Origin of the sequence: Pseudotamlana agarivorans, from assembly GCF_001642835.1 — a bacterium.
Classification (GTDB): Bacteria; Bacteroidota; Bacteroidia; order Flavobacteriales; family Flavobacteriaceae; genus Pseudotamlana; species Pseudotamlana agarivorans.
In genome coordinates this window covers 15294-29108 of sequence record NZ_LXEI01000003.1, presented here as the reverse complement: position 1 = coordinate 29108, position 13815 = coordinate 15294, and the positions used below count along the sequence as shown (strand labels likewise).

At 33.4% G+C, this 13815-nt stretch carries 11 protein-coding genes and 2 pseudogenes; 7 read left to right on the top strand and 6 right to left on the bottom strand.

All coding sequences use genetic code 11. The annotated features are described in order from the left end of the window. Positions 1 to 3 precede the first annotated feature (3 nt). The 4 genes from A6I66_RS05920 to dusB all read right to left on the bottom strand — a co-directional run bounded on the left by A6I66_RS05920 (position 4) and on the right by dusB (position 5147). A complete protein-coding gene (locus tag A6I66_RS05920; RefSeq protein ID WP_067146626.1) occupies positions 4 to 984 on the bottom strand; it encodes a DUF4837 family protein in 981 nt (326 codons plus the stop codon). Positions 985 to 1014: 30 nt separating this feature from the next. Next, positions 1015 to 2604 (bottom strand): lytic transglycosylase domain-containing protein, encoded by a 1590-nt coding sequence (locus A6I66_RS05915; RefSeq protein WP_067146624.1) that lies wholly within the window; start codon positions 2602 to 2604, stop codon positions 1015 to 1017. 80 nt (positions 2605 to 2684) lie between these two features. Continuing rightward, the gene (locus A6I66_RS05910) at positions 2685 to 3872 is read right to left on the bottom strand and encodes a phosphoglycerate kinase (protein WP_067146622.1); all 1188 of its coding nucleotides are present in this window, start codon (positions 3870 to 3872) and stop codon (positions 2685 to 2687) included. A gap of 279 nt (positions 3873 to 4151) precedes the next feature. Further along, complete coding sequence (gene dusB, locus A6I66_RS05905) at positions 4152 to 5147, bottom strand: tRNA dihydrouridine synthase DusB (protein WP_067146620.1); 996 nt, start codon at positions 5145 to 5147, stop codon at positions 4152 to 4154. A gap of 343 nt (positions 5148 to 5490) precedes the next feature. Between dusB and lepA the strand changes: the two genes are divergently transcribed. The 4 genes and pseudogenes from lepA to A6I66_RS16460 form a co-directional block, all read left to right on the top strand. Continuing rightward, a complete protein-coding gene (gene lepA / locus A6I66_RS05900) occupies positions 5491 to 7287 on the top strand; it encodes a translation elongation factor 4 (protein ID WP_067146618.1) in 1797 nt (598 codons plus the stop codon). Between the two features lie 104 nt (positions 7288 to 7391). Further along, positions 7392 to 8244 (top strand): annotated as a pseudogene (locus A6I66_RS17100) (IS256 family transposase); the annotation flags it as partial. A gap of 74 nt (positions 8245 to 8318) precedes the next feature. Next, positions 8319 to 9221 (top strand): IS1595 family transposase, encoded by a 903-nt coding sequence (locus A6I66_RS05890; protein WP_084399513.1) that lies wholly within the window; start codon positions 8319 to 8321, stop codon positions 9219 to 9221. A 38-nt stretch (positions 9222 to 9259) separates the two neighbouring features. After that, positions 9260 to 9460: pseudogene (locus A6I66_RS16460) on the top strand (transposase); the annotation flags it as partial. Positions 9461 to 9634: 174 nt separating this feature from the next. Here A6I66_RS16460 and A6I66_RS05885 read toward each other — a convergent pair. After that, complete coding sequence (locus tag A6I66_RS05885) at positions 9635 to 10717, bottom strand: Ppx/GppA phosphatase family protein (RefSeq protein ID WP_067146612.1); 1083 nt, start codon at positions 10715 to 10717, stop codon at positions 9635 to 9637. A gap of 121 nt (positions 10718 to 10838) precedes the next feature. On the opposite strand from A6I66_RS05885, the gene A6I66_RS05880 reads away from it, so the two are divergent. From A6I66_RS05880 to A6I66_RS05870, 3 genes are read left to right on the top strand one after another with little or no spacing between them, the layout of a single operon-like run. Beyond that, positions 10839 to 12077: an MFS transporter gene (locus A6I66_RS05880; RefSeq protein WP_067146610.1), complete on the top strand. Its 1239-nt coding sequence runs from the start codon at positions 10839 to 10841 to the stop codon at positions 12075 to 12077. 32 nt (positions 12078 to 12109) lie between these two features. Next, positions 12110 to 12706: a LuxR C-terminal-related transcriptional regulator gene (locus A6I66_RS05875; RefSeq protein WP_067146608.1), complete on the top strand. Its 597-nt coding sequence runs from the start codon at positions 12110 to 12112 to the stop codon at positions 12704 to 12706. A gap of 37 nt (positions 12707 to 12743) precedes the next feature. Beyond that, the gene (locus A6I66_RS05870) at positions 12744 to 13229 is read left to right on the top strand and encodes a GNAT family N-acetyltransferase (protein ID WP_067146606.1); all 486 of its coding nucleotides are present in this window, start codon (positions 12744 to 12746) and stop codon (positions 13227 to 13229) included. Positions 13230 to 13309: 80 nt separating this feature from the next. Here the strand turns inward: A6I66_RS05870 and A6I66_RS05865 are convergent, their stop codons facing one another. Next, positions 13310 to 13684: a hypothetical protein gene (locus tag A6I66_RS05865; protein WP_067146604.1), complete on the bottom strand. Its 375-nt coding sequence runs from the start codon at positions 13682 to 13684 to the stop codon at positions 13310 to 13312. Positions 13685 to 13815 lie beyond the last annotated feature (131 nt).

Below are 13815 nucleotides of genomic sequence, written 5' to 3'. Positions count from 1 at the left end.
TATTTATTCAATTTTAACCGAACGGATAATAGATTCCAATTCTAACATGTAGTTTCTTTTCTCAACTGAAGGCGCAAAAGAAAAACCTTCAATAACCACCCAACGGTTGTTTTTGCTGTCTTCAATAGCGTAATTAATAAACGGTCCGCCCATAAAAGCATTTTTAACATCCCAAATACCTCGAGTTTCAAAAGCTGGTTTGTTATCTATGGTCGTTTCTTCTATAAATGGCGCATATGCGTCTTCTGTAACCATATAAGACCCTTCTAGAGGCCCTTGAATGTATGCTTTTCCAATAGAATCCCTGATTTTGATGATTTGCTTCACCACACTATCATTTCTCTGAATAGCATCAAAAGGCAACTCATAAATCATTAGGTTATTTGTTCCTGTGGTAATATCTTTTCTAAACCAGAAAAAATTATCAGTTTCGGTAGCCTTTCTATAAATTGAAGCAAATTGTATACTTAAGCCTAACTTTTCTTTTATCGATTTAAAAGTATGTGGCGATTTCATCATTTGACGTTGGCGCTCGGCTAATTCTTCATGTCTAAATGTTTCTATAATTTTAGATTCATTTTTAGAAAGCTCTTCGATAATTTCCTCCCTTGTTTTTCCAGAAACAACAATGACTTTTTGCGGCTTAGCGTATACATTGGTTAGAATCTCAAGACCTTGTTCTTTATTAGGTTTAATTAATAAAACCGTTCTGTTTTTAGTTACAAAACCAGAAAAAACAGATGGTGGAATCTGGCTAATACTAAACATAGGTTCGTCCTGTGGTAGTCCGTAAATAGGTTTTGTTAGTACCGATCGAATAGCATCACCAACGCGACCATCCCAGTAATCATTTTCGGTAACGACCGACACGTTATTAATGGCTCCAGAGGCATCAGGAAGAAATTCATCATCAGCCTTTTTTTCAGTTTTCCCACAAGAGCTAAGTAACAATAGCACAACTACTGAACAAATCATGTTTCTCATAATACAAGTATCTTTTTTAATTGAACTGATTTAACCTTTGGCAATTTTTAATTTCATCCCAGGTTTTAATTTAGTCCCACTAATACCGTTCCAATCTATAATATTTTGCACAGAAACTCCAGAAAATTTTTGGGAAATACTCCAAAGCGAGTCCCCTTGTTTTACAGTATAGGTTGATACTGGACCAGATAAACGCTTTGTTGTGGCGGCTTTATTTGTACTTGCGGTAGCACTTTTGGTGCTCGTATGTGGTCTTTTAGGATATATGGTTAAACGTTGTCCGATATCAATATTGTTACTTCTTAAACCGTTCCAGCGCTTTAAGTCACTTATTCGAACACCATATTTTCTAGAAATTTTACCAAGATAATCGCCAGATTTTACACGATAAGTAATTTTATCACTGGCCTTTGAAAATTGAGGCAGTGGCTTTTCGCGTTTATTAAATTCAGCTTTTGCATAAGCATATATCTCATCTTCATTATTTACAAAATCACCTATCACATCAAGTGGTAAACGCAATACATAATCTTCTTCTTTTAAATACGGAATAATATCTAATTTATAAGATGGATTTAAAAATTGAAGCTCTTCAATAGATGTCCCTGTAACTTCAGAAACCTGATCGAGTGTAATCATATGCTTCACTTTTACTGTGTCGGTTTGAAAATACGCAATTTCAGGCTTTGCTTGTTTAAAACCATGTTCTTCAGCATATTCAAAAATATACATGTTAGCTAAGAAGGCAGGCAAATACCCCGCGGTTTCTCTTGGTAAATTATGACGAATATTCCAATAATTTTGGTACCCTCCCGAACGGCGAATGGCTTTGGTAACATTACCAGGTCCCGAATTATAGGCGGCTAAAGCTAAATCCCAATCACCAAAAATCTTATAAAGTTTAGACAAATATCTGGCAGCGGCTTCTGTAGACATGATAGGATCGCTACGCTCATCAACATAACTACTTACATTTAAACCGTACATTTTACCAGTAGTAAACATAAATTGCCATAATCCTGTTGCTCCTACTCTAGATTTCGCTCTGGGCTTTAACGCCGATTCTACCACGGCTAAGTATTTTATCTCTAACGGGATATCATGTTTGTCTAACTCAGCCTCGAACATTGGGAAATAAAAAGCACTTAAATTGATAAGCTTTTGTAATGTTTTGGGCCTGTTTTTTAAATAAGATTTAATTACACTTTCTAAAGCTGGGTTATATTCTACATTAAAAGGCGTTCTTGCATTAAGCGCCTTTAATCGTGCTTTAAGTGTATCGGTAGGCAATTCTGTATAAATTACAGGCTCATAATCAAGCTCGGCAATCGATTTAGAAATGGTATCGTAAAGATTATTATTAAACAACTCATCATGCCATTTCGCATCAAATTGTGCGGCCAACTCGTGGTCTTTCAAATTTTTTATTGAAAAACTATCCACTGCAACTGTTTTAGCAGCGGCCTGCCTGCTATCTAATAAAGTATCTTTAACAACAGTACTCCTGACTTTAGAGCTGTCTTTTATAATATTATTTTGAAGAGAAATTGAATCTGACACTTGAGAAAATCCAGTGCCAATATTTAGAAGTGCTAAAAGTGTAAAAAAACGAAATGCCATATAATCTATATCAATACTTATTGAACGATAATATGGCAAAATTCGTGTATTTTACGCTAAACTAAAAACTTAAGCGCTATTTATTCTAGAATGGCAGCAATTCCAGGTAAGGTTTTACCCTCTAAACTCTCAAGCATGGCACCACCACCTGTACTCACATAACTTACTTTATTTTCAAATCCGAATTGCTTAACAGCAGCTACAGAATCACCTCCACCTACAAGTGAAAAAGCACCATTTTTAGTAGCTTCTGCAATCGAATTTCCTAACTCAATAGTACCATTAGCAAAAGATTCCATTTCGAAAACCCCTAACGGACCGTTCCATAAAATCGTTTTAGATTCCTTTACCACTTTATCAAAAGCTTCGATAGATTTTGGTCCAGCATCTACACCTTCCCAACCATCAGGAATCGCATTAATATCAACAACTTGTTTATTAGCATCATTACTAAAAGCATCGGCTGCAATAGTATCGATAGGAATATGAACTTGTACATTTTTAGCTTTAGCTTGCTCTAAAATCTCTAAAGCCAAAGGCATTTTATCATCTTCACAAATAGAGTTTCCTATTTTTCCGCCTTGAGCTTTAACAAAAGTAAATGCCATACCACCACCAATAATAAGATGGTCTACTTTATCTAAAATATTTTCAATAATGGTAATTTTAGAAGACACTTTAGCACCACCAAGAATCGCTAAAACTGGTTTTTCTCCAGTTTCCATAACTTTTTGAATACTTTCAATTTCTTGTGCTAATAAACTTCCGAAGCATTTTTTACCTTCAAAAAACTGTGCTACAATTGTTGTTGAAGCGTGTGCTCTGTGCGCTGTACCAAAGGCATCATTCACATAAATATCACCTAATTTTGATAATTTTTCGGCGAAAGCCTTATCTCCTGCAGTTTCTTCTTTATAAAAACGTAAGTTCTCTAATAATAAAACTTGACCTGGCTCTATGCTATTAGCAGCGGCTTCAACCTCATCACCAATACAATCGGCAACAAACTTTACTTCAACTCCTAAAATTTCTTCAACCTTTCCAGCAATATGTTTTAATGAAAACTCATCTTGAAATCCTTTTGGACGCCCTAGGTGGGACATTAAAATACAGCTTCCCCCATCTTCTAAAATTTTGATTATAGTAGGTTTTGCCGACACAATTCTAGTGGCATCAGTAACCTCAAACTGCTCGTTTAAAGGCACATTAAAATCTACTCGTATTAAGGCTTTTTTATCTTTGAAATCAAAATCGTTTAACGTTTTCATAGCTCTATGTATTATCTTTTTAAAAATTTACACACAAATGTAACTAATTAAAAAGTGTTAAAAAATGAGTTTTTTCACGAAAACGTTTGAAATTCTAAAGAATTTAACATATTTGCGGAAATAATGCTTTAAGCTGTATCCTATATGCCTTATGCGTACAGCCTATAGCGTATAGCTAAGACATGTCAGCCTGAGCGTGTCGAAGGCCATTTTAAGTTAGAAGTACAAAATTAAATAGTAGAAGTAAAACTTTTGTTATTTTATCGCTTGGCATAAAGCCTACTCCGTAAACTGGTAACCGGCAAACTTCTCTAAAACCTCATCGAAGGCAGCAAAAACATCTTCGGAATGATCTGAAGTGACCATTTTCATACGGTAATCTTTAAAATGCGGAATCCCCTTAAAGTAGTTGGTATAATGTCTACGTGTTTCAAAAACGCCTAAGGTTTCCCCTTTCCAGTCGATAGACATTTGTAAGTGCCTACGCGCTGCTTCCACACGTTCTTCTAGAGAAATAGGCGCTAAATGTTCGCCAGTTTCAAAAAAGTGTTTCACTTGCTTGAAAAACCATGGGTTTCCAATACTAGCACGACCAATCATACAACCATCTAAACCAAATGCATCACGCATAAGCATGGCTTTTTCGGGTGTATCAACATCACCATTTCCAAAAACAGGAATATGCATACGCGGATTATTTTTCACCTCCATAATAGGTTTCCAATCGGCTTCACCTTTATACATCTGGGCTCGTGTGCGGCCATGAATAGCTATCGCTTTACAACCTACATCTTGCAAACGCTCGGCAACCTCGACAATACGAATTGAATCATGATCCCAGCCTAAACGCGTTTTTACAGTAATGGGAATATTGGTACGCTTTACCATTTCGGCGGTAAGTTGCTCCATTAAGCAGACATCTTTTAAAATACCAGCACCGGCACCCTTACTCACCACTTTTTTAACCGGACATCCAAAATTAATATCGATAATATCAGGTTTAGACTCGGCTACAATATCTATGGTTTGCAACATACTATCTAAATTAGCTCCGAAAATTTGAATACCTACAGGGCGTTCTTTCTCGTAAATATCTAATTTCATAACACTCTTTGCAGCATTACGAATTAAGCCTTCACTAGAAACAAATTCCGTATATACCACATCGGCTCCCTGTTCTTTACACAAGGCACGAAATGGCGGATCGCTAACATCTTCCATAGGCGCTAAAAGCAATGGAAAATCTGGAAGTTCTATGTTGTCTATTTTTACCACAAGAAATAAAATTGGCCGCAAAATTACGGCTTTTTACTTAAAACTGAGGAATTTCACAGCCATGAAATTCATAAAATCACCTTTTTAAAGCATAAAAACCTTCATTTATCATCAAAACCACTTAAAAACTAAAGCTCTTATTTACAAAACATTACAAACAACAGCAGGTACAGTATTATGCATGTAATCTATTAAACACGACTTAAAACCCTTTTCATACCCCATTTTAAACATTCATAAAAATAAGACGATTAAACAAGCCCAAGGATGCTAATAAAAACAATAGATATAAACCGATAAAACGTCTATATTTGCAAATTAAATCTAAGTATTAGATTCTTTTATGAAGCACATTAGAAATTTTTGCATTATTGCACATATAGATCACGGTAAGAGTACCTTAGCCGATCGATTATTAGATCATACAGGTTCGGTAACTGCCAGAGAGAAACAAGATCAATTGCTAGACAATATGGATTTGGAGCGCGAACGTGGTATTACCATCAAGTCGCACGCCATCCAAATGGATTATGAATATCAAGGTGAAAAATACGTTTTAAACCTTATTGATACTCCGGGTCACGTCGATTTCTCTTATGAAGTTTCTCGATCTATTGCTGCTTGTGAAGGCGCTTTACTTATTGTTGATGCCGCTCAAAGCATACAAGCACAAACGATTTCTAACTTGTATTTAGCTTTAGAAAATGACTTGGAAATTATCCCTGTACTTAATAAAGTTGATTTACCTAGTGCAAACCCTGAAGAAGTAACCGACGATATCGTAGATTTGTTAGGCTGCGATCCTGAAGAAGTGATACATGCTAGTGGAAAAACAGGTTTTGGGGTTGATGATATTTTGGCGGCTATTATAGAACGTATTCCGGCGCCAAAAGGTGATCCTAATGCGCCTTTACAAGCTCTAATTTTCGACTCGGTTTACAATACGTTTAGAGGTATTGAAACCTATTTTAGGGTTTTTAATGGTGAAATTAAAAAAGGTCAAAAAATTAAATTCGTTGCTACCAACAAAGAATATTTTGCCGATGAGGTTGGTACTTTAAAACTGACTCAAGTTGCCAAACAAAGTGTAAAAGCAGGTGATGTTGGTTATCTAATTACAGGTATTAAAACTGCTAAAGAAGTAAAAGTTGGTGATACCATTACCGATTTTGCAAAACCTACTACCAATATTGTTGAAGGTTTTGAGGATGTAAAACCAATGGTTTTCGCTGGAATTTACCCTGTTGATACCGAAGATTACGAAGAGCTTCGTAACTCTATGGAAAAACTGCAGCTAAACGATGCGTCTTTAGTATTTGCTCCTGAAAGTTCGGCGGCTTTAGGTTTTGGTTTCCGTTGTGGTTTCTTAGGAATGCTACACATGGAAATTATTCAAGAACGTTTAGAACGTGAGTTTGATATGACGGTAATCACAACAGTTCCCAACGTATCTTACCACGCGTTTACAAACAAAAATCCTGATGAAGCCTTTGTAGTAAACAACCCTTCCGATTTACCAGATCCTTCTACCGTTAACCGTGTAGAAGAACCTTATATTAAAGCGACTATAATTACTAAAGCCGATTTTGTAGGTAACGTGATGTCACTTTGTATCGAAAAACGTGGTAACATTATAAATCAGACCTATTTAACACCAGAGCGTGTTGAATTAATTTTTGACATGCCACTTGCTGAAATTGTATTCGATTTTTACGATAGACTAAAAACGGTATCTAAAGGCTACGCGTCTTTTGATTATTCGCCAATAGGTATGAAAGTTTCAAAATTAGTGCGTTTAGACATCTTATTAAACGCCCAACCTGTTGATGCACTTTCAGCATTAATTCACGCCGATAATGCACAAACTATCGGACGAAAAATGTGTGAAAAATTAAGAGAGTTAATTCCGCGTCAGCAATTTGATATTCCAATTCAAGCCGCAATTGGTGCTAAAATTATTTCTCGTGAAACGATAAAAGCCCTGCGTAAAGATGTAACAGCTAAATGTTACGGTGGTGATATTTCTCGTAAACGTAAATTACTTGAAAAACAGAAAAAAGGTAAAAAACGTATGCGTCAAGTTGGTAATGTTGAAATTCCGCAACAAGCGTTTATGGCTGTTTTAAAGCTTAACGATTAAATATACTTTTAAAAGTATAAGGACTATCCCATAAAGTGTGTAAATAAAAAAAATAGCGTGGGCATGCCCACGCTATTTTTTTAACTTTAAATTATTTGCATCTTATGAAGAAAGAAGAGTTATTTACGTACGAGTTCTTAAAGCAGTTCAAAACTAAGGCCGAACTCAGCAACTTTTTAAAACAGATTTAAAAGCGAGGTATCGAAATGATGCTCAAAGGTGAGTTCGATGCCCATATGGATTACGAGAAACATCAAAAGGCCAGAGAAAACAATATACGCAATGGCCATTCAAAAAAGAAGATGAGTACTTCTTGGGGATTCGGAAATTACGGTTCCAAGAGACCGCGATGAATCTTTCAACCCAATGATAATGCCAAAACGGGGCAATATGGTCGACGGTATCGAGAATGTGATCGTGTCGCTTTATGTTAAGGGTATAATCAATGCCGATATCGAAGAACAGATACGCGAGGTCTATAACTTTGATGTCTCCACATCGGGCATATCAAGGATACCCCATAAGATCTCAAGAGATATCGTAGCTTGACAGAACAGACTAGCTAGAGCCTATTTATCTTCTTGTTTGGATGGACAGTAGTGCGTAAGAACTCGAAAGTTGTTAATAAGACCGTTTAATATTGCCGTAGGGCTGCGAAGGGCTATAGAAAAGAAGTCCTGGGTCTGTGGTTCGGAAAGAACAAACAGGCTGCTTTCTGGATGAATGTACTTACCGATATGCGCGCCAGGAGTACAGAAGACATCCTGATCACCGCTACAGATAACGTGAATGGATTCACACATACAATCAAAAACGTCTTTCCCGAATCCAAAATCCAGATATATATAGTGCACCAGATCAGGAACGCCTGTAGGTATGTAGAATGGAAAGACAAACAAGCCTTTACCTCGGGATATAAAACTCATCTTCAATGCACCTACACAAGCCGCCGTAGAGGTCACCTAAAAGATTTTACCTACAAATGAGAGGCGATTTCCTAGAATATGGCAAAAAATGTATATCTTAGATAAATGGAACAAGAATCAGTACTTTCAATCGCCTCACGTTTTGGTACTCAGAAAGCCTGTATAGAGCACCTTGAGTCTATTCGTTGGCCTAATGGGCTTGTTTGCACTCACTCTGGAAGCATGCATATTCATAATCGAAAAAATTCAAATAGACATTTGTGCAGGGACTGTAATAGTTCTTTTAGCGTTACGGTAGACACTGTAATGCACGCTTCAAAATTACCATTACCCAAATGGTTTGCAGCAATATTTTTAATTGTTAATGCTAAAAAAGGGATTTCTTCATTACAACTTGCTCGTGATATTAATGTTAACAAAAATACAGCATGGTATATGCAAAAACGCATACGAGAAGCTATGTACTCTGATTCAGATGATCTATTAAAGGGTATTGTCGAGGTAGATGAGAGCTATGTTGGAGGAAGTATGACTAATATGCGTAAGTCTTATAAAAAGAAACTCGGTATTTATCCTGGAGGAATGGAGCACAAAAAGCCCGTACTTGGGATGATGCAGCGAGAAGGGTTAGTGAAGGTTATAGTGATTGATAAGGCTGATGCAAAAACCATTAGACCATTGCTAAACAAGCACATTGATATTGCAAGCGAGGTAGTTATAGATGGGTTTGGAGCTTATAGAATGCTTCATAAGACACATGCAAAACATGTTAAGCTCAATCATTCAAAAAACATAATGTCATTAGGAAAATATAATACTTCTAGATTGGATTCTTTCTGGACAACAATCAAAAGGGCTATTGTGGGTCAGTATCACCGAGTAAGCCCTGAACATTTACAGAGTTATTTAGATGAAATAGCCTTCAAGTTCAATAATAGTAAAGAGAATCTATTTAGTCTTCTAATAACTAGAATTATTCAACAAGAACGAAGAATTGCCGTTACCTAGGAAATCGCCAAATGAGAGGATAAATATTCTTGAGCGATAAAAGCTGGAGGGACAATTGGGAGGAACTCACCGTGTTCCTTGATCTCCTCATCGAGATACGCAAAATCATCTATACCACTAATCTAATAGAGAACCTTCATGGCAAACTCAGGAAGTACACCAAGAACAAGTTATCCTTCCCGACAGACGATACTGTTAGGAAATCAGTATTTTTGGCTACAAAGGAGACGACTAAAAAATGATCCATGCCGGTTATTAACTATATTTGAAAAAAGGGTTCAACTTTAAAAAAGTTAAACCCTCGATTTATAACTTACACACTTTATGGGATAGTGTCGTTATTTTTAACTTATACAGTTACCAGGATAGTGTCTTTTTTTATTTTAAAATACTCTATAACACCTCTTAATGTGTTAATAAAATTTTTTTATTTTCTTAGAATTTTCAACCACATAAGACACTAACCAAGCTATTTGTCCTTGTTTTGAAAAATATAGTTCTTTTTCTTCAATATTAGGAATTTCCTCTAAGCATACTAAAAACAAATTACTAGCAGATATTAAATATTTTTGAGAATAAACTTTTAATACTATAGCTACATTTTTATCATGTTTTGCTAACCTTTCAAAATATCTAAAATCATTCTTAACAATTGCATCATATCTAATTACGTCTCCTAGTTTGAATGAATTATAATTTTTTTCTGGATTTGAATTCATATACAAAGTATAAAAAGCCCAAACGGCTCCTCCTGACATATAAACATTCTGTTTTTCTAATGCCTTTGGTCGAGAATTATACATATCTCTTACTTGTTGTCTCAACTTCGGCAAATAACTAAATTGTATTTCATTATAATCAGCTGTTGTCAGAGACTCTTTTTGGTATTCTAATATTTCTTCAGTTAAAGTAACTGTTCCATAATTAAAATTAATAGGAAAAAAAACGAGGTTATCATTAATCTCATCTATAAAACCACCTTTTGTATTCCCCCCACCAATATCTAACACCATAGAGTCTTCATAATCTACAGGAGGAATACTGCCTCGTAAAAGCATTCTAGCTTCTTCACTAGCGTCTATAAAATATAATTTCTTATTAATTTCAAATTCAATCATATCTATTAAATCTTCTGTGTTGCTTGCCATAGCAACACCTGAAGATCCAACTAAAAATATATTTTCATCAATGACACCAAACTCATTTTTTATTTTTAAATAATTATCTTTTATAGATTTTACAGCTAATTCTATGTCTTGTTGCTTAATTTCCCCATTAATAGAAATACCTTTAGCTATACCAACATTATCTGTCCAAAAATCTATTATTTCATACCTTCCTTTTTTAATGTTATCAATATCTAACACAGTCATTTTAATACCTTTACTTCCAATTTCCATTCCAGCATAAAAATCTTTATTTTGGGCTGTTAAACTTAAACAGCTAAAAAAGAACACCGTTACTATTATCTTATTTAAAAACGATTTTTTGTACATTACAATATTTATTTTGATAAATGGCTATAAATCACCACTCCTAAAATTGGTTCGCAAAGTTAATTATATTTTAACATCTAAAGTGATGTTTAATAATTATTTTTGCTGAAAATTTCAAAAAATGCTTCAAAAATACCTACAAAATTTTAAAAATCTACCTCGCGAAATCTGGCTTATTGCTATTGTGACTTTTATTAACAGAGCAGGAACAATGGTTATACCATTTTTATCAAAATATTTAATGGATGACTTAGGTTTTAGTTATACTCAAATTGGCTGGGTTATGTTTTCTTTTGGTATTGGATCCCTATTGGGCACCTATTTTAGTGGAAATATTTCCGACAAAATAGGCCCATACAAAGTAATGGTTTTCAGTCTTTTTGGGAGTGGATTGATTTTTATTGGGCTACAATTTATTACTTCATTTATTTTTATGTGTGCAGGAATAATGCTTCTTACATTCATTGCAGATATGTATCGTCCTGCCATGATGATAACCTTAAATTCTTTTGTTGGAGTAGATCAACGTTTAAAAGCCTTGGCTTTAGTTAGATCTGCTACAAATCTTGGGTTTTTAGTAGGACCTAGTTTGGGTGGGCTAATTATTTTCCAATTTGGTTATAGTTTATTGTTTTATATTGACGGACTTAGTTGTATTATATCAATAATAATTTTCACTTTATTAATTAAGGAGGTAAAAATATTGCATAAACTTAATTTTGAATATTTAAAAAATAGTCGATTTACTCCTTTTAAAGATGATTTGTATCTACTAAATTGGTTTATTGCAATGCTTACAGGAATTGTCTTTTTTCAAATTTTTACTACATTACCTATCTATCATAAAGATTTTTTTAATTTATCTGAACTTTACAGTGGACTTTTACTAGGCTTTAACGGTTTACTTATAATGTTCTTTGAAATACCTCTAGTTAATTATATTCAGCGAAAGAAAATACACAGTTCAGTAGCCATGACATTTGGATTAGGCTCAATGGCTATCGGTTATCTACTACTTAGTTTCTTTAATCATCCTTTCGTATTGGTTTTAATGATGGTTTTTATTTCTTTCGGTGTTATGCTAACTTTTCCGTTTGCAAGTGATATTGTAATGAAACGAAGTCATAAAAGTAAGGAAGGTCTTTTTATGTCTATTTTTCAGATGAGTTATGGTTTTGCTCATGTTTTAAGTGCAAAGACGGGTATGGAAATAATTTCAACATTTGGATACGCAACCAATTGGTACGTGAATTTTGGAATTTGTATTATAGCTATGTTTTTAACTTATTTACTTTCTATTAATATTAAAAAGGAAAGTCTACAAAAGAAAAATCATATTATAAAATCATTTTTTGGGTAGAATTTTTATTTAAACCTTTGTGAAATTTATATATGGATTTTCTGATTACTGATTCTTACTGGGCTTCTCGTAATGGTTTGAAAATATTAATTGAAAAAAACTACGGTACTGTTCAGATAACAGAATTTGAATCTCTAAAAGATGTTTTTTCTAGTAGTAATTTGGTTAACCATAATAGCATATTGTTATTGGATGTTGACATGAACTCTGAAGATTTTTTTAATGACTTTAAAAGAATAAAACTGAAATTTCCTGACATGAAAATTATTGTTATAATTTCTGTAATTAATTATTTTCAGTTTTTTAAAATTAAAGAATTTATCCATGCCACATTAACTAAAAAGGATATTGATAAAAAATTACACGGAGCAGTTCAATTTGTATCAAGCGGATATACAGATTATTTCCCTGATATTAACCAAAATTCTATAATGTATTTAAAAAAACTTACTCCAAGAGAACTTGAAGTTGCAATTTTAATCTCGAAGGGTTTTAGTAATAAAGAAATTGTTTGGAAACTTAATCTAAAAAAAGAAACAATTTCAACTTATAGGAAACGCGTTTTCATTAAGCTAAATGTTAATAACAACATTGAATTAACAAATTATTTTGCAAAAAGCTTAGTGTAAATTCTAAGTATAATTTTAAATAAATTTTCTATCTATAATGCTAAATAATTTTGTTGAATTAAAAAAAGGGGAATTTAAAACTATAGAGCCATTACTCTTAAAATCAGGACTACTAGGAGAGGAATTTACAGACAATATCTCTAATTCATTTTCGAAATTAAAACATAACTTTAATCGAAATAAACTAAAGGTTTTTGTTGGTTATCAAAAAGAAACAATTATTTCTTTTTGCATCATTGTTTTGCATAAAAACTTATATGATCATACAGCATATGATTGGCATATAGCTTATTTTTATACTGATATTTTGTTTAGGCGTCAAGGATTAGGTTATAAAATGCTTACTCATGTTTATAACTTTTTAACAAAAACTAAGGCAGGCAATTTGTCATTATACACTACAGAAGATAATTTACCTGCAATTGCACTGTATATAAAATTTGGTTTTAAAGAATCTAATTTTTTAGGTAATTACAATTGTTACTCTATGTGCCTAAACGATTATTCTTTGGTAAGAAGATAAAATTATATACTATATTTTAAGAGTAATAAAGACCAACAAATTAAGTTAGCCTTTATTTCCTTTAATAAAATATACAATAACTATATTTTAGATTTAATATCTTCCTTATATTTATTTAATAAAGCTTTTGTCATTCCTAAATTTGCTTTAGTAGAATCAACTGCTAAATAGACAAAATATTCAGCGTTTTCAGATACATCTATTATGTGTATTTGATTTTTCAATGAAATAAGAATATCATCAATTTTCTCATTTATACCCAACGCACTAATTGCGTTTAATTTGGCTTTAACAACTTCTAAATTAAAAGCAGAAGCCAGTTCTGGATCAAAACCCTTAACTGCTGAAAGCGAAAAATACGAAATACCACTTTTAATTTCTGTTACTGCTACTGCCATAAATCCTGGCACATTGTTTTTTAAATCCTCTCCGAATTGCTTTAAAAAGTCTGACATGTTTATTATTTTGGTTTATTATAATTTGAAACAAATATATATCTTATTTAAACATAAACCATTATGTATTAGTAGAATTTATTCTACATTTTTAACACAGAAACAAAAAACAAGTAGAACAAATTCTACTC